Raw genomic sequence first — 17685 nt, forward strand, 5'->3', positions numbered from 1 at the left:
CCGAACGTTACTCCCAGTTGCCCAGGTCGGCGCTGTACCCTTCGCCGCCCGGCTGACCGTCCTGGCCGTAGAAGATCAGGTCGAAGCTGCCGTGCTGACCAGGAAAGCGGTAGCCGAATGCGTGGCCGAACGGATCCTTGAGGTCCGAAGGCTTGGCGTAAGGGCCGTTCCAGTTCGATGCATTACCCGGCTTCTCGGTCAATTGCTGCAAGGTCTTGGGTGGCGAACCGACGTCCAGCGCGTAGCTTTCAATCTTCATGCCCAGGCTGGCCAGTTGAGCCTTGCCTGCCCCGTACTTGCCCTTGTCGACGTTGCCGCCCACCTGACGCACGACGATGGTCGCAACGATGCCCAGCAATACGATAACGGCGAGCATTTCCAGCAATGTGAAGCCGCCCTGTCGACGTGCGGGTTTGAAACGTGTACGGCTAAAAGTCATCGGAATGGTTTCCTATTTCATGAATTCAGATATTGCTGGTCAGGCTCATCAGCGGCAGCATGATGGCCAGCATGATCACCGCGACCATGCCTGCCATCACTACCGTCAGCGCCGGTACGAGTGCGGCCAGCATGCGGTCGATACCGCGCTTGGCCTCGACGTCGAACACATCGGCGACCTTCATCAGCATGGTGTCCAGTTCGCCAGCCTGTTCGCCGACCTCGATCATTTGCAGCGCCAGATCCGGCAACAGCGGTTGCGCGCCAAATGCGCTGGCCAGCGTACCGCCACCCTTGACCGACTCGGCCGCCTGCTCGACCTGCGCCTGCAGGGCACGATTGGTACAGACCTGGCGAGCGATCACCAGCGCCTGCAACAACGCCACTCCATTGGTCAAAAGCGTCCCGAGGGTTCGAGTCAGACGTGCTGCCTCAATGCGCTGCAATAAAGGACCGATCACCCGAATGCCCAGCAAACGGCGATCGCGGCGCTCGCGACGCTGCGGGTCGCGCATGCGAATGGCCATGCCCCAGATCAACGCGATCAGGCCCGCCAGCACCGCCAGCCCGTAGTCGCTCAAAAACTCTCCGAGGTTGAGAATAACCTCGGTGATCAACGGAATCGGCACGCCGAGATCCTTGAAGATCGGTACGAATTGCGGCACCACGTAGGCCAGCAACAGCGCCAGGGAACCCAACACGCCTACCACCAGGAAGGCCGGATAGATCAGCGCGTTGATCACCTCGCCACGCAGCAACTGGCTGCGCTCCAGGTAATCGCTCAGCTGGCGCAGCGTACTTTCCAGTGCGCCACCGGCTTCACCGGCGCGGACCATGCTTATATAGAGGGGCGAAAACTGGCTGCCCTCTTCTTCAAGTGCCACGGACAACGGCTTGCCAGCCTTGACCTGTTCGCGGATGCGCTCGATCAACGCTTTGGTCTGCGGTTGTCCAGGCTGTTTGAGCAGAATCCCAAGCGATCGTTCCAACGGTTGGCCTGCGCCGAGCAACGTTGCGAGCTGCTGGGTGAAGCTGACCAGCGCCGCGCCATTGAGCAAACCGCTGCCCAGCGCACGACGCAAACCGCCCAGACCGGCAGCATCGACCTGCAAAACCATCAGGCCACGCTTCTGCAACGCGGCAATGGCGGCGTCCTGATCGCGGGCCTCCAGCGTGCCATTCTGCGGCGCACCCTGAGCATCCAGCGCGCGGTACTTGAACAGGCTCATGTGCCTTCACCACGGGTGACGCGCAGCACCTCTTCCAGCGAAGTCACCCCTGCAACGGCCTGACGCAGGCCTTCTTCATGCAGTGTGCGCAAGCCACCACGTCGGGCAGCCTCTTCCAGCGTCGAGGCGTCGGCGTGGCGCATCAAAAGACTGCGCAGCTCTTCGTTCATCACCAGCAGTTCGGTGATTGCACTACGGCCGCGATAGCCGCCGCCGGGCGCATCGGCACGTGGACGATACAGGCGGATCGGCCGCTCGTCAGTGAAACGCTCCAGCCCGTGTTCGGCGATCAGCTCCGGTGGCGCATCGAAGGCTTCACGGGTTGCCGGATCGAGGCGGCGCACCAGACGCTGAGCCAGAATTCCGTTGACCGTCGACGCGATCAGATAGCTTTCGACGCCCATGTCCAGCAAGCGGGTAATACTCGCCGCCGCGCTGTTGGTGTGCAGGGTCGAGAGCACCAGGTGACCGGTCAACGAGGACTGGATGGCAATACGGCAGGTTTCCAGGTCGCGCATCTCACCGATCATGATGACATCCGGGTCCTGACGCACGATGGAGCGCAGCGCTCCGGCGAAATCCAGGCCGATGGATGGCTTGACCTGAATCTGGTTGATACCTTCGAGCTGATACTCGACCGGGTCTTCAACGGTGATGATCTTGCGCTCGGCCGTATTGAGCCGTGACAGCGCTGTGTACAGCGTGGTGGTCTTGCCGGAACCGGTCGGGCCGGTAACCAGCAGAATGCCGTGCGGACGCTCCAGCACGTCGAGAAATTCGTCCAGCCGTTCGCCATCGAAACCCAGGCTCGGGAAATCGAAGTTGATGGTCTGCCGGTCCAGCAGACGCATGACCACCGATTCGCCAAAGCTGGTGGGCACTGTCGATACCCGCAGGTCCAGCTCCTTGCCCTGGATACGCAGCATGATCCGGCCATCCTGCGGCAGACGACGCTCGGCGATGTCCAGCCGCGCCATGATCTTCACCCTGGAAATCACCGCCGCCGAAGAGCTGGACGGCGGTGCTTCGGCTTCGTGCAAGACACCGTCGATGCGATAGCGCACCTTCAACTGGCTCTCGAAGGGCTCGATATGAATGTCTGACGCACGCTGTTCGACCGCGCGCTGCAGGATCAGGTTGACCAGACGAATGACCGGCGCTTCGGAGGCCAGGTCCTTGAGGTGCTCGATGTCTTCCAGCGAGCCACCCTCCTCATCCAGGTTCTCGATCAGGGTGCCCATCGCCGAGCGGCCCTGCCCGTAGTAGCGCTCGATAAGGGTTTCAACCTCGTTGCGCGGGCCAATGGACAGTCGCACCGGCACCTCGCAGGCGTAGGCGATGGCCTGAAACGGGTACAGCGTGCCAGGGTTGGCGCTGAGCACTTGCAGGCCCTGATCGCTCCAGCCTACCGGTACGACTTGATAGTGGCGCATGAAGCGTTCGGTCAGCGGCGGCAAAGGGTCCAGCAGCGGTGGTACAGCATCGGCGAGCAACAACGGTGCCTGCAGCAATGCCGCCCATGCGCGGGCCAGTTCGAATTCGGAAACCAGGCCCAGACGCGTCAGCAGCCCGAGCAACTCAGTGCCTTCCGACTCCTGCTGCAAGCGCTGCGCGCGCTCCAGATCGGCCGTTTTCAGACCGGCATTTTCGATCAGCCAGGCGCAAACCTGCTGGGCATCCGGAATGAGCAGACGGGAAACTTCGACGGGAGCTGACGGCATGAATGAGGGCATTTTGCTACTTCGGAGGGACATATTACAGCACTCTCCGACCGGAGAGTGCTGCGCTCAAAGGCTTCAAACGATCAGTTTGACTGCTTTTGAGGGGTTGCGTTCTGCGGGCGACCGCCTTTTGTAGTTTCGGTCTTCTGGTTTTGCGCTTTCTGAGCCGCCTTGGCGTCCTGAGTCTGGGTCATCACGGTCTCGTCGCTGGCGCCGGAAGTTGCATCTGTATCCGTCGCGTCGTCGGCAAAGGCTGCACCACTCAGGGCAAGACCCAACACCACACCGGCACTCATCATGGAAAACTTCATCGTATTAACTCCTCAAAAAAACAAAAAGAGCCCCGCAAAAAAACGGAGCAGTTGTAGAAAACGGCCAAGAACTAGCGCACAGCACATGTCGCAACTTGCGAGCTGTCTTTCTTCATCCTGAAAAATCTTAAACCCATCGACCAGTAGGTTTAACAAGAGTTCCTCAGATGTAAAGAAAAATTACCAAATCAAAGAAAAATACGCTTTTATTTGACATTTATGCCTTGTTTTATACTTAATTGTATCGTTTTGCAGATTCAAAACGCCATCACGTGATATCAATTTGATAGCGCTCGGCAAGTAAAAAAAGAAACGCCAAACAAAACTAATACGGTAACTAAGGAGTCCTACCTCGCGCCCTTGAAACAGGGAATAAACGCGACGACGGGAAACTGTTGCCCACAGAAAAGTTGGCCGAAAGCAGTAAATAAGAACGCATTTATCCTGCGCACGTGCGCAGGCAGACAGTTATTTGAAACGCAGTTGGAGAGCAATATGAACAAGCGAAAGATGATAGGCGCGCATTCGGCGCTGGCCTTGCTGGCATTGGCAGTATCCCAGGTGCACGCCGCTGACCCGACCGTACAACAAGGGCGTGAAGATCGCGCCGAAAAAGCCGCACAGAAAACCCTGGCCAAGATGACCATGGAAGAAAAGCTGGCCTACATTGGCGGCACCGGCGGCTGGGACGTCAAGCCACTGACCAACTACGGCGTCCCGCAGATCCATGGCGCTGACGGCGGTGTGGGCGTGCGCTACACCAGCGAAGGCAACGATCAGGGTGTTGTCTACCCGTCCGGCCCTAACCTGGCCGCCACCTTCAACCCGCGTCGTGCCATCGACCTCGGCCGTGCGCTGGGCTATGACACTGCCGTCGGCGGCTACCAGTTCATCACTGGCCCCGGCGTCAACCTGTACCGCATGCCGTTCGGCGGCCGTGCGTTCGAATACCTCTCCGGTGAAGACCCGTTCCTCGGCGCCAGCCTGGCACCAGGTGTCATCAACGGTATCCAGTCTCGTGGTGTATGGGCCAACGCCAAGCACTACGCGGCTAACGATCAGGAAAGCAACCGCTTCAATCTGAACCAGACAATGCCAGAGCGCGTGCTGCGCGAAATGTCGCTGCCTGCGTTCGAATCGTCGTCGAAAAACGGCAACGTGGCGATGATGATGTGCGCTTTCCAGAAAGTGAACGGTGAGTTCGCCTGCGAAAGCGAGCACCTGATCGCCCAGATCCTGAAGAAGGAATGGGGCTTCAAAGGCTTCGTACAGAGCGACTACAACGCTGTCGTTCACGGTTTCAACGCTGCCCGCGCCGGTACCGATCTGGACATGATGGGCTACCAGATGAACAGCTCCGTGCTGAAGCCGCATCTGGACGCCGGCGACCTGAGCGCTGCGACCATCGACGACAAGGTCCGTCGTATTCTCAAGCAGATCTACCTGTACAAGTTCGACAGCAAGACGCCGCTGACCACGCACAACATGAACAGCTCGACCAGCAACAAGGTTGCTCTGAACGCTGCGCGTGAAGGTATCGTATTGCTGAAAAACCAGGACAACCTGCTGCCGCTGGACAAGCAGAAAGTCAAGAAAATCGCCGTTGTCGGCACCCTGGCCAAGTACTCGCCACCGACCGGTTTCGGCAGCGCCAACGTCATGGCCAGCCATTACGTCAGCGAATTGAGCGGTCTGCAGCAAATCGCGCCTAACGCCAAGGTCGACTTCATCGAAGGCCTGTCGCTGGACCCAAGCACCAGTGCCTGGACCACCACCGACGCAACTGGCAATGAAGTCCAAGGCATGAAGGCCGAGTACTTCAGCAACACCAACTGGTCTGGCGATGCCGCTGTCACCCGCACCGAGAAGCACGTTGACTTGGACTGGGCCAACGACAAGAACCTGCCGTTCGAAAGCAACACTTCGACGTCCGATCCGTACACCACCAAAGGCTCGACCGCTGGCCAGTTGAATGGCGATACATCGTCCACTTCGATTCGCTACACCGGCAAGGTCACCCCGACCCAGAGCGGCGAGCAAGTGTTCAAGGTGCGTGCCGACGGCGCCGTGCGTCTGTGGGTCAACGGCAAGAAAATCATCGACAACGGTGACGGCAAGCCGCTTCCGGGCAACAGCATTCCGCCTACCATTCCAGAGTTCGCCAAGATCAACCTGGAAGCGGGCCAGTCTTACGACGTGAAGCTCGAGTACTCGCGTCGTGCCGGCTACCTGTCGACCATGGGCGGCCTGGTAGGTGTGCAGTTGAGCTCCGCCTCGCTGAACGCTCCTCAGGACCTGTCCGGCTATGACGCCGTCGTGGTTGCCGTAGGTAACAGCAACGAATACGAAGGCGAAGGTTTCGACCACAGCTTCGATCTGCCTGAGTTCCAGAACGAGCTGATCCAGAACATCGCCAAGGTCAACCCCAATACCGTGGTGACCATGTATGGCGGTACGGGTCTGAAGATGAGCGACTGGATCGAACAGGTTCCAGCAGCGCTGCACGCCTTCTACCCAGGTCAGAACGGTGGTCAGGCCCTGGCCGAGATCCTGTTCGGCAAGGTCAACCCGTCGGGCAAACTGCCGATCAGTATCGAACGCAACATCGAAGACAACCCGGCTTACGCTTCCTTCCCGAAATTCGACAATCAGAACACTCTGACCGACATGGATTACAAGGATGACCTGCTGCTGGGTTATCGCGGATACGAGAAGAAAGGCATCAAGCCGCTCTACCCGTTCGGTTACGGTATGTCGTACACCACGTTCGGCTACAGCAACATTAAGGTGACGCCAGGCGTCGCGGTCGGCAACACGCCGATCAAGGTGTCCTTCGACCTGAGCAACACCGGCAAGGTCGGTGGTTCGGAAGTCGCCCAGCTGTACGTGGGCCAGCAGAACCCGAAAGTCGAGCGTCCGATCAAGGAACTCAAAGGCTACAAGAAGGTGTTCCTCAAGCCGGGTGAAAGCAAGCGTGTGACCATCGAGCTGAATGACCGCTCGCTGGCCTACTTCGATGAGAAGAGCAAGCAGTGGGTGGTCGATGCCGACACCTTCAACATCTCGCTCGGTTCGTCGTCGCAGGACATCCGCCTGAACGCCAAGCTGGTCAACTCGTTCCGTCAGGAACTGTCGACCACCACCAGCAACCCGCTGCCACGCTCCGCTCTGAACTCGGTTCTGGTCGAGAAACCACCGGTCAAGACCGGCGGTGTATTCAAGCAGACCGTTGAGTAAGCGTTAGCCGACTGAAAGGTAAACGGACAAATAAAGGCTCAAGGACGAGCCCTTACCGCTGCATCGACCTGCGCAATGTAGGTATCGAAACACTCGACCAGATCCACCTGATCGGGAAAGCGTAACCACTGAATCTGCAAGCCATCCATCATCGCCAGAAGCTGCCGGATAATCTTGTCCAGATCCACATCCGCACGTACCTCCCCGCGCTCCACCAAGGCCGAAAACTGTCCCAGCAAGTGCGCGTGAATACGCTCGTAGCGCGTCTGGAACCATTCATAGGCAGGCTGGTTTTCCAGCAGACTTTCCGCATTGAGGATCGAAAACGCTCGTACCACGCCGGGTGCCGTGGCGTTGGAGCGGTTGATCGCGCGCAAGCCGCCGAGCAGACCGGTCAAGGTGTTATCGGTGCGGACTTCGGCAGCAATTCGGCCGTTGACCTCGTCGCGTCGCTCCAGCACGCCCATCAGCAGCGAGATCTTGCTCGGAAAATGGTGCAGCAATCCGGCAACGGAAATACCGACGATGGCTGCTACCTTGGCCACTGAAGCGCCGGTATAGCCTTCAAGGGAAAACACTTGCAGTGCCGCATCGAGCAGTTCTTCGCGGCGCTTTTCGCCCTTTGGCGCGCGTCGCTGTCGGGTGACTGCCGTGCCCGTTTCCGTGGGGTCATGCCGAGTCATATCAGGCTCCTTCTTGAACAGCCGCGTACCCTAACGATTCAGGCAAGCGCTGGCAACGCTATTGAGCCGGATTGTTCGACAATTTCATCTTGTACAGCAGAGCCATGGCAAGGTCAGGTGCGCTCCACCGGAACACTTCCCCAACCTTCGCCCAGCATGCGCTGCATCAGCACCGTGTCTACCCAGCGGCCATGCTTGAAACCGACCGATTCGAACACCCCGACCCGGCGAAAGCCAAGACGCTCATGCAGGCGCAACGACGCGATATTCTGGCTGTTGCCGATAACCGCAATCATCTGCCGCCAGCCGCCCGCTTCACAGTGCTGCACCAGAGCACTCAACAGCGCCTGGCCGATCCCCTGACCGCCGAGTCCATCGCGCACGTACACAGAATCCTCGACGGTAAAGCGGTAGCCTGGACGTGGCCGATACGGCGTAACGTAGCCATAGCCGACAATTTCTCCGCCGCGCTCAGCGACCAGATACGGCAAGCCTTTCGCAAGGACCATACGACGACGCTGCAGCAATTCGGCCAGGTCAGGCGGCTCCAGCTCGAAGCTGGAAATCCCGTGCAGCACGTGGTCAGCGTAGATCGCCTGTACAGCAGGCATGTCATCGTCGCGGGCGTCACGCAGGTCAAAGGTTGAAGTCATGTCCAGGCTCTGTACGAATGTCTGTGAATGGCCGCAATGATGCCGCTCACCACGACATTAAAAAAGCTATGATTTGTCATCCACAGCATAAGAAATACTTTGTCATGCGTCGGCTGAACCTCAATCACCTGCACACATTTTCGCTGGTCGTTGCCCATGGCAGTTTTTCTGCGGCGGCGGAGTGTTTACACCTGACCCAACCCGCGGTCAGCCTGCAGGTGCGACAGCTGGAAGATCAACTGAAGCTGCAACTGATCGAACGGGTCGGCAAACGCCTCAAACCTACCTCCGCAGGCAATGTACTGCTGGAGCATATCGCGCGCATCGATGCGGTGGTCGAAGACGCCCTGCAGGCGCTGTCCAGCCATGCCAGCGGCATTGCAGGAAAAATCGCCATCGGCACCGGCGCAACAGCGTGTATTCATCTGCTGCCGCCCATGTTGCAGGCGCTGCGTCGGCGTTTCCCCGAACTGGATGTGCGCGTCAGCACCGGCAACACCGAAGGCATCCTCAAGGCGGTCGAAGAAAACCTCGTGGATCTGGCGCTGGTCACCCTGCCCGCCTCTGGCCGCAGTCTGCACATCACGCCGCTGCTTGAAGATGAGTTCGTCGCGATTTTCGCCAGCAGCCAGCGACCGATGCCGGCACACATGACCCAGGAGCGCCTCAGCGCACAGCCGTTGGTCGTATTCGAAGCCGGCAGCAGCACGCGTCAGTTGATCGATGAATGGTTCCTGCATGCCGGGATCCGGGTAAAACCGGTCATGGAACTGGGCAGCATTGAAGCGATCAAGGAAATGGTCGCTGCAGGCCTGGGCTACAGCATCGTGCCGCGGATGGCCGTTGCTGCGCTGCACCATCGCCGCGGCCTGCAAGTGCTGCCCTTGGCAACAGCGCTGACTCGCACGCTGGGAATTGCCTTACGCCAGGACAAACCGGTCAGCAAAGCCCTGCGTCAGGTACTGGATGCGCTGCAAGACCTCAAAAGGTCATGAAGGCGCGCCACGATAGAGGCTTGATTGCGCCCATGCACTATAAAGAGCAAAGGCACTCGGCCTGGCAAATAAGGTCGACAGTTGCACAGGCGGCGAATCAGGTTGTACGATGACTGCCCACTGGTAACTGAAAAAATGATGGCTGGCCTGCTTTTAGACGCCCCATCACTGACAATCTGTAAAGCAACTCGGCAACCCATAAGGAGCGCCGGTCCGGATACCTTCCCTGCCGACCTCCAACCTCAAAACAACAGGAGATACCGATGCCTAACATTCTCGGCCAGAACTTCATCGCTGGCGGCCGCAGCGCTTTGGGCCAGAGCCTGCAAAAAAGCCTGGATGCCACCACGGGTGAAGAGCTGCCTTACAGCTTTCATCAGGCCACCGACGGCGAAATCGACGCCGCGGCACTGGCTGCCAAGGCTGCATTCCCGGAATTTCGTCAGCTGAGCCCGGCCCGTCGCGCGGATTTCCTCGACGCCATTGCTGATGAACTCGACGGGCTTGGCGATGACTTCGTCGCTATCGTCTGCCAGGAAACCGCTCTGCCCCAGGCGCGTATTCAGGGTGAGCGCGGGCGCACCAGCGGCCAGATGCGTCTGTTTTCCAAGGTCCTGCGCCGCGGTGATTTCGTCGGTGCACGTATCGACCTGGCGTTGCCAGATCGCAAGCCGTTGCCACGCGTCGACCTGCGCCAGTACCGCATCGGCGTGGGCCCGGTTGCTGTGTTCGGGGCAAGCAACTTCCCGCTGGCGTTTTCCACTGCGGGCGGTGATACCGCAGCAGCACTGGCCGCCGGTTGCCCGGTAGTATTCAAGGCGCACAGCGGTCACATGGCGACTGCCGATCTGGTGGCCAGCGCAATCATTCGCGCTGCCGAGCGTACGCAGATGCCCAAAGGCGTGTTCAACATGATCTTCGGCAACGGCGTCGGTGAAGGCCTGGTCAAGCACCCGGCCATCCAGGCGGTTGGTTTCACCGGCTCGCTGAACGGTGGCAACGCGCTGTGCAAAATGGCTGCCGAGCGTCCACAACCCATTCCGGTGTTTGCCGAGATGTCCAGTATCAATCCGGTCGTGCTGCTGCCAGGCGCCTTGCAGGCACGTGGTGAAACCGTGGCCAAGGAGCTTGCCGGCTCGGTGGTCATGGGTGCCGGTCAGTTCTGTACCAACCCCGGCGTGGTCATCGGCCTGCGCTCCCCGGCGTTCTCGACATTCATCGAGCAACTGACCGAACAGATGGGCAGTCAGGCTCCGCAGACCATGCTCAACGCGGGTGGCCTGCGCAGTTATAGCAAGGGCGTGGAACATCTGCTGTCGCATCCTGGCGTGACGCATCTGGCCGGCAAGCCTCAGGAAGGCAAGCAGGCGCAAGCGCAGTTGTTCAAGGCTGACGTGAGCCTGCTGCTGAACGGTGATCAATTGCTGCAAGAGGAAGTCTTCGGCCCGACCACGCTGCTGATCGAAGTCGCTGACGATGCGCAGTTGAAAGACGCGCTGCAAGCCTTGCGTGGTCAGCTGACTGCGACGGTGATCGGCGAGCCTGCGGACTTGAGCCAGTACAACTGGCTGCAACCGATTCTCGAAGAGAAAGTCGGGCGCATTCTGTTCAACGGCTACCCGACCGGTGTCGAGGTCTGCGAGGCCATGGTTCACGGCGGCCCGTACCCGGCCACCTCGGACGCACGCGGTACTTCGGTGGGCACCCTGGCCATCGACCGTTTCCTGCGCCCCGTGTGCTATCAGAACCTGGCGGACAGCCAGTTGCCACCTGCATTGCAGAACGCCAACCCGTTGGGCCTGCGTCGTCTGGTCAATGGCGAATGGAGTGATCAGCCTGTCGCGTAATCGCCATCGGCTAAATCCGCAACACAGCATCCACAACACAGCAGCGCGACCTGATGAGGGTCGCGCTTTTTTTTGGAAATATTTCTTTTTTGTGCCCGAAGTCGCTTATAGCGGACCGGTTTTGTACCCTGACGGCAGCACCATAGAAGTGCAAAACAGGGGCTGTTCATAAATTAACCACACAGCTGTAAGCCACGTGTAACAAGGGTTTCAAAAAGTTACCCACAGACATACCCACGATTTCCGTGGACAACTTTTCATCGATTTCGGACCTTAAAAACCCTGAGCAGTGCAAGCGTAAATTTTTGACGGGCGCCTGCAATCCCGGTGTGATGGCATCCGTAATGGCCCACGAGGTCGCCTGACATAACCTTATGCACGTTTGGCGGTTGATTCGACAGGCTGTCCATAGTGAGATAGACGATTTATCGAGGCTCCCCTATGCAACAGCGTTGTAAAGTGGCCGTACTCGGCCTGGGTGCCATGGGTGCAGCCACTGCCTATCAACTGGCAAAGGCTGGAGTCGATGTGATTGGCATCGACCGCTACGACCCTCCGCACACACAAGGCTCCAGTCACGGCGATACCCGCATCACGCGGCTGTCGGCCGGTGAAGGTCCGCAATACCTGCCACTGGTACGCAGCTCGCAGCGCATCTGGCGCGAACTTGAAGCATTGAGCGGCGAGTCGCTGTTCGAGCAGTGCGGAGTGCTGGTGATGACTTCAAGCCCCGCTTACGATCCAGAGGACGTCAACGACTTCACCCATCAGACCATCGCGCTGGCCCGCGCTTATGGGGTGAGGCACGAGGTATTGGCGGCCGCAGCGATTCGCGAGCGCTTCCCTCAGTTCGCTCCTGTGCTGGATAGCGCCATCGGCTATTTCGAACCAGAGGGCGGATTCGTTCGGCCCGAGCGCTGCATCGCCGTACAGCTCAAGCTGGCAAGACAACACGGCGCACGTTTGCTGACCCACGAGACGGTCACGCAATTGCAGGCGCATGGCGATCAGGTACAAATCACCACCGACAAGGGCTCGATCATCGCCGACAAGGTCGTGGTCAGCGCGGGCATGTGGTCGGCCGGTTTACTCGGCGCACCGTTCAGCGACCTGCTGCGGGTGTGCCGGCAAAAGCTGTTCTGGTTCGAGTTGCAGCATGAGGCTGCCTTTGCTGCGCCGTCGCCAAGCTTCATCCTGATTCACGGGCCGGGCGACGCCGATGTCAATTACGGCTTCCCGCCGCTGCCCGGTGAAAACAGCATGAAGGTCGCCACTGAGCAATACCTCGAGACGTCAGCGGCTGACCGGTTGGACCGCACCATTACCGCGCGGGAAGAACAGGAAATGTTCCGCACTCAGGTGCAGGGCAGGATTGCGGGACTGACGCCAAAGGTGGTCAAGTCTTCGGTGTGCGCTTACACGGTCACGCCGGACTGCCACTTCATCATCGATGAACACCCGCACCTGAAAAATGTGACGGTGGTCTCAGCCTGTTCCGGCCACGGTTTCAAACATTCGGCCGGGCTCGGACTGGCGCTGGCGCAACGCTGTATCGAAGGCGAGAGCGATGTGGATCTCTCGGCCTTTTCACTGCAGCGTTTCGCCAGGCAGTGCTGATCAGCGCGCCACCACGAAAGCCTCGTCGATGCGCGCCAGATCGGTGTCGCGCAAGGTGCCGGCGTAGTAATGCAGCTTGATCCAGGCCATCAAATAGTCGTAACGGGCTTTCGCCAGATCGCGACGAGTACTGTAAAGCTGCTGCTCGGCGTTGAGGGCATCCAGGCTGATGCGCTCGCCACCCAGAATGCTCTGGCGGGTCGATTCGACCAATGCCTGCGCCGAGATCAGCGCCTTCTGGTAGGCGCGTAACTTGCCCACCCCTGACGCACAGGCGTTGAACTGGCGACGCAGCTCGATCAGGGTTTCGCGGGTCTTGCCCTCCAGCTCGTATTCAGCCTGCTCGCGCTTGCTGTTGGCCTGGCGCACCGAGGCGCTGGTGCCCCCTCCGGCGTACAGCGGAAGACTGAGCTCGATGCCTATCGTGTTGGTGTCGTAACGCTGATTGTAGGTGTTGCCGCTGTCCGATTCGTTCTGACGGATACTTGCGTAGGCATTCACCGTCGGCAGATGCCCCGCGCGATTGCGCTCCACCTCGTATCGCGCCACTTCCAGGGACTGACGCTGCGAAGCCAGGATCGGGCTGTTGGCCATCGCCAGCGCATGCCACTCGGTAAAGCTGGACGGCGCCAGGACCAACGCCTGAAAGCTGTCCCTCAAGGGCTCCAGCTGCGCAACATCGATACTCGGCTCGCCCAGCAACGCCGCCAGCTCGCGCAAGGCCGCGTCCTGCTCATCGCTGGCTTCGATCTGCTCGGCAATCGCCAGTTCGTTGCGCGACTCCGCTTCGAGAATATCGGTGCGCGTGCCCTCTCCCTGCTCGAACATCTGCCGGTTCTGCGCGAACTGGCGTTCGAACGCCTGCTGCTTGGCACGCGCGATATTGATCTGGTCCTGGGCGAAGAGTGCCTGGGTGTACAGGGTCAACACCCGCACCAGTAACTCCTGGCTCTTGCTGCGAAAGGTCTCGTCGGCAAACAGCGCCTGGGCCAGTCCCTTGCGGTAATTGGCGTACGCCTCGTAATCGATCAATGGCTGCTGAACCGTCAGGCTCGAACCAAAGCTGTTGTAGTTGCGATGATCAGTGGTGTCTTGAGTGCTGCCTTTGAGGGTCGCCTTGGAATCGTTGCGCCCCTTGTTGTAGCTGTATGACACGCGGGGCAACAAGCCGGCACGACCGATCACCCGGTTTTCCAGACCCGCGTCGCGCTCCTTCAGCGCGCCCAGATAAACCGGGTCATTGCGAAGCGCCAGTTCATAGACCTGAAACGGGCCCATGGCCTGGCTCAAGGGTGCAGTGCTCAGCAGAATGGCCGTCAGCAAAGCGGCTTTAAGGGGATGGCGAAACATCCTATTCCTCCGTCAACGCGGAGCCGGCACGGTCCAGCAAAGGTTTGAACAGATAATTGAGCAGCGAGCGTTCACCCGTGCGCACGAACATTTCAGCGGGCATGCCGGGTTTGATCACCAGCCCGTTGAGTTTTTCCAGCGCCGCGTCGCCCACCGAGGTGCGCAGGACGTAATACGGTTGGCCGGTTTTTTCATCCTGCATCTGGTCGGCAGAAATCAGGCTCACCTCGCCGGAAACCCGCGGCGTACGGCTTTGATTGAACGCGGTAAACAGAATGTCGACCGGCAAATGGCTAGCGACCTTGTCGATCAGTTGCACTGGCAGCCGCCCTTCAACTTCAAGCCGTGTGCCTTGTGGGACGATTTCCAGCAGGGTTTCGCCGGCACGCACCACCGCACCTTCGGTGTGCACGCCCAGATTGACGGCGATGCCATCCGCCGGCGCCAGGATGGCGCTGTGTTGCAGACTGAAACCGGCCGAGGTCAGTTGCTGCTCAAGGGTAAGCGCCTTGACCTGGGCATCGGCCCATTGGCTGCGCACCTCTTTCTGGTACTCCTCACGCTGCTGCTGAAGGCGCAAGCGCGACTCGACGATACTTTGCTCTATACGTCCGGTTTCGCCTGCGTTTTGCGCCAGGCTCTGTTGCACCTGAGAAAGCTGACGCTGGAACTCCAGCAGGCGATTGCCGGGAATGAACCCGTTCTGCGCCAGCGGCTCCAGGTTACTCAGTTGCTTGCGTAGCGAATCAGCCTGAGCCATCAGATCCGAGCGTGCACGGCGCATGCCGGCGAGCTGCAATCCGGCACCCTCGATGCTCGCCTGCAGGCCGGACTGCTCGCGCGCCAGGGCCTGGCGTCGGCTGCTGAACAACTGCCGCTGCCCTTCAAGCACCAGCGCCAGCCGTGGGTCGGGGTCTTGCCCCTGCCCGGCGGCAATGAGTTCTGCGGGAAAACGCACCTCGTCAAGGTTGTCGCGCTCGCTTTGCCAACGCGCCAGGCTGGCCCAGGCCATTCGATACTGGGCTCGCAACGATTGCACGTCAGCTTCGACCTGAGTCTGATCAAGGCGAAACAGCGGTTCGCCCTCTTTCACCAATTGGCCTTCACTGACCAGAATTTTGCTGACCACGCCGCCATCCAGCGACTGCACGGCCTTGCGTTTGCCAGACACCACCACCGTCCCCTGCACGGCAATGCCCTGATCCAGAGGCGCAAGACTGGCCCACAGAAAGAAACTGCCCGCCCCCGCCAGCATGAGAATCCAGCCGGCGCGAACGAAGAACTGCACGCCGCGCTCCTTGCCCGGCACGGCGTAATGAGTGTCGATAGGGCTGTTCATACGTCGGACTGCCTGTTCTGCGTGCCGTACTGACGGCTCATGGAAAGCCCGGCAGGTGCAGGGCGAGATTGCGATTGAGGATGCGCTTGCGCTGCTTGCGCTGACGATGGCTGCCCGGACAAGGCCTGCAACACCTGAGCCGTGGCACCGAATGCCTGCATGCGACCTTCGCTCAGCACCAGCAGGCGATCGGTCTGGTTCAGCGACTGCGTACGATGGGTGACGAGCACAACGGTGCAGCCGCGGCTCTTGAGTTCGGCAATCGCCTGAGTCAGGGCCGCCTCACCCGCAGCATCCAGATTGGAGTTGGGCTCATCGAGCACCACCAGTCGCGGGTCGCCGTACAGCGCACGGGCCAACGCGACGCGCTGTTTCTGACCGCCGGACAAGCCGGCGCCATCATCGCCCAGCCGCGTGTCGTAGCCTTGAGGCAGGCGCAGAATCAGTTCGTGCACGCCCGCCAGTTGCGCGGCAGCAACCACCGCGCTCGCGTCGCCCTCGCGAAAGCGCGCGATGTTTTCTGCCACGCTGCCGCCGAACAGCTCGATGTCCTGCGGCAGATAGCCAATATAGGGACCCAGCGCCTCTCGGTCCCAGCGATGCATATCGGCCCCGTCCAGACGTACCGTGCCGCCCAGCGCTGGCCAGACACCAACCAGCACGCGTGCCAGGGTCGATTTTCCGGAGCCGGATGCGCCCAGCACGCCGAGCACTTCACCGGCTTGCAACTGGAAGCTCACTTGCTGAATCGTCGGCGACGTTTTACCCGGAGGGGCAGCGCTGACCTGTTCCGCGCTGATCTGACCGCGCGGTGCCGGCAGCGGCATGCGCGGCGCGGGCTCGGCGTAGGTCTTGAGTAGCTGGTCCAGGCGCCCGTAAGCCAGGCGTGCAGAGCTCCATTGCTTCCAGACTGCGATCAGTTGGTCGATGGGGCTGAGGACCCGCCCCATAAGGATCGAGCCGGCGATCATCATGCCTGCGGTCATGTCTCCATTTATCACCAGCAGTGCGCCCAGGCCAAGCACCAGCGACTGCAGGCACAGGCGCAGGGCCTTGCTGATCGAACTGATCACCGCTCCCGTATCACTGGCACGGTTTTGCAAGGCCAGAAAGCGCCCGTGCACATGAAACCAGCGACGCCGCAGCACCTCGAGCATGCCCATCGCCTGGATCGCCTCGGCCTGTTGCAGGTGTCGGGTCGCCAATTGCGCAGACTGCTGCGAGTAGCCGCTGGCTTCGGCCAGCGGTTTGCGGGTCAGCCATTCGTTGAGGCAGGCCAGTCCGACCAGCAACACCGTCCCCACACTGGCCAGCACGCCTAGCCAGGGGTCGAAAAGGAAGATCACCGCCAGGTAGATGGGAAACCACGGGGCGTCGAAGAACGCGAACAGCGCCGGCCCGGTGAGAAACTGGCGGATGAAGGTCAGGTCACCCAGCGCCTGTCCAGCCTGACGCTGTCCGGCGTGCAGGTTGCTCTCGAACGCGGCCTGATAGACGCGCAGATTGAAACGCTTCTCCAGCTCGCTGCCGATGCGGATCACCACAAAGCTGCGGATCATCTCCAGCAAGCCGATAAACGCAAAAAACCCGACCACCATCAGCGTCAGCATGGCCAGAGTGGTCTGGTTCTGTGAGGTCAGTACGCGGTCATAGACTTGCAGCATGTAAATCGATGGGGCGAGCATCAGCACGTTGATCAGCGCAGTAAAGCAACCGACACCAATCAACGCGCTCTTGTAGTCAGCCAGCGCTTTATAAAGCGGCAGCCGGGCGCTTTGGGGCAACGCACTCATGGTTGTTCCTTGATGGTCTTGCTTATGACGAAGTGACATCCCTGGGTTTTGACAAACAACTCGCGCAGGTCCGTGAAACGCTTAATCGGCGAGTCGTCCAAGGACCAGCACTTCACCGCCGGGCAGACGCGCCTGATAGACATGCTCCCCCATATTATTGAGGTGAATCAGGCGATTGCCTTCCTTGTCGGTGAACGCCAGGCCATCCGGAGTTGGGAACCAGCCAGTGGGTGCTTCGTGCAACCACTTTACTGCGCAGGCGAGGTCGCCCGTCAGTTGCGGTACATCGGTATTGAGGTGCAGTTCACAGGCTTCGTTCGTCTTTCCCTGAACAGAAAGTCGCCACTTGCCACTGAGTTCAGCAGGATCGGGCAGTTTCAAACTCATGGCCATGCTTGCTCCAGAAATACCCACCAGCAACGCAAAGGTCGCTGGCACGATTCGAACAACGTGATTGATCTTCATAACGGGG

14 protein-coding genes are annotated in these 17685 nt (G+C 59.9%); 4 read left to right on the forward strand and 10 right to left on the reverse strand.

Annotated features, from left to right (window positions below):
• Positions 1–7 precede the first annotated feature (7 nt).
• The 4 genes from gspG to V476_RS00780 form a co-directional block, all read right to left on the reverse strand.
• Positions 8–439 carry a type II secretion system major pseudopilin GspG gene (gene gspG / locus V476_RS00765; RefSeq protein ID WP_003317918.1) on the reverse strand — a complete coding sequence of 144 codons (432 nt, stop codon included), beginning with the start codon at positions 437–439 and terminating at the stop codon, positions 8–10.
• 25 nt (positions 440–464) lie between these two features.
• Positions 465–1667, reverse strand: coding sequence for a type II secretion system inner membrane protein GspF (gspF, locus tag V476_RS00770; protein ID WP_003417566.1), 1203 nt, complete (start codon positions 1665–1667; stop codon positions 465–467).
• On the reverse strand, positions 1664–3388 hold the full coding sequence (gene gspE / locus V476_RS00775; protein ID WP_003411582.1) for a type II secretion system ATPase GspE: 1725 nt from the start codon (positions 3386–3388) through the stop codon (positions 1664–1666). The genes gspF and gspE overlap by 4 nt, the downstream gene beginning before the upstream one ends.
• An 83-nt stretch (positions 3389–3471) precedes the next feature.
• Positions 3472–3699 (reverse strand): hypothetical protein, encoded by a 228-nt coding sequence (locus V476_RS00780; RefSeq protein ID WP_003317922.1) that lies wholly within the window; start codon positions 3697–3699, stop codon positions 3472–3474.
• 495 nt (positions 3700–4194) lie between these two features.
• Here V476_RS00780 and V476_RS00785 point away from each other — a divergent pair, with 495 nt between their 5' ends.
• Positions 4195–6936, forward strand: coding sequence for a beta-glucosidase (locus V476_RS00785; protein WP_024648643.1), 2742 nt, complete (start codon positions 4195–4197; stop codon positions 6934–6936).
• 38 nt (positions 6937–6974) lie between these two features.
• Here the strand turns inward: V476_RS00785 and V476_RS00790 are convergent, their stop codons facing one another.
• Both V476_RS00790 and V476_RS00795 read right to left on the reverse strand, forming a co-directional pair.
• Complete coding sequence (locus tag V476_RS00790) at positions 6975–7619, reverse strand: TetR/AcrR family transcriptional regulator (protein WP_003343422.1); 645 nt, start codon at positions 7617–7619, stop codon at positions 6975–6977.
• A gap of 113 nt (positions 7620–7732) precedes the next feature.
• Complete coding sequence (locus tag V476_RS00795; protein WP_003395744.1) at positions 7733–8272, reverse strand: GNAT family N-acetyltransferase; 540 nt, start codon at positions 8270–8272, stop codon at positions 7733–7735.
• 104 nt (positions 8273–8376) lie between these two features.
• On the opposite strand from V476_RS00795, the gene V476_RS00800 reads away from it, so the two are divergent.
• From V476_RS00800 to solA, 3 genes are all read left to right on the forward strand, one after another.
• A complete protein-coding gene (locus V476_RS00800; RefSeq protein ID WP_024961201.1) occupies positions 8377–9267 on the forward strand; it encodes a LysR family transcriptional regulator in 891 nt (296 codons plus the stop codon).
• Between the two features lie 263 nt (positions 9268–9530).
• Entirely contained in the window at positions 9531–11114 is a 1584-nt protein-coding gene (locus V476_RS00805; protein WP_004417305.1) for an aldehyde dehydrogenase (NADP(+)), read from the forward strand.
• Positions 11115–11555: 441 nt separating this feature from the next.
• Entirely contained in the window at positions 11556–12731 is a 1176-nt protein-coding gene (solA, locus tag V476_RS00810) for an N-methyl-L-tryptophan oxidase (RefSeq protein WP_024961200.1), read from the forward strand.
• Here solA and V476_RS00815 read toward each other — a convergent pair whose 3' ends face one another.
• The 4 genes from V476_RS00815 to V476_RS00830 all read right to left on the reverse strand — a co-directional run bounded on the left by V476_RS00815 (position 12732) and on the right by V476_RS00830 (position 17678).
• Positions 12732–14081: a TolC family outer membrane protein gene (locus V476_RS00815; RefSeq protein WP_024961199.1), complete on the reverse strand. Its 1350-nt coding sequence runs from the start codon at positions 14079–14081 to the stop codon at positions 12732–12734. It abuts the gene before it with no gap.
• Between the two features lies 1 nt (position 14082).
• Entirely contained in the window at positions 14083–15420 is a 1338-nt protein-coding gene (locus V476_RS00820; RefSeq protein WP_024961198.1) for an HlyD family type I secretion periplasmic adaptor subunit, read from the reverse strand.
• Positions 15417–17213 carry a type I secretion system permease/ATPase gene (locus V476_RS00825; RefSeq protein ID WP_024961197.1) on the reverse strand — a complete coding sequence of 599 codons (1797 nt, stop codon included), beginning with the start codon at positions 17211–17213 and terminating at the stop codon, positions 15417–15419. The genes V476_RS00820 and V476_RS00825 overlap by 4 nt, the downstream gene beginning before the upstream one ends.
• Positions 17214–17294: 81 nt before the next feature.
• Positions 17295–17678, reverse strand: coding sequence for a protease inhibitor Inh/omp19 family protein (locus V476_RS00830; RefSeq protein ID WP_003426172.1), 384 nt, complete (start codon positions 17676–17678; stop codon positions 17295–17297).
• Between the last annotated feature and the right edge of the window lie 7 nt (positions 17679–17685).

The sequence above is a fragment of the Pseudomonas syringae KCTC 12500 genome, assembly GCF_000507185.2.
Lineage (GTDB): Bacteria > Pseudomonadota > Gammaproteobacteria > Pseudomonadales > Pseudomonadaceae > Aquipseudomonas > Aquipseudomonas syringae.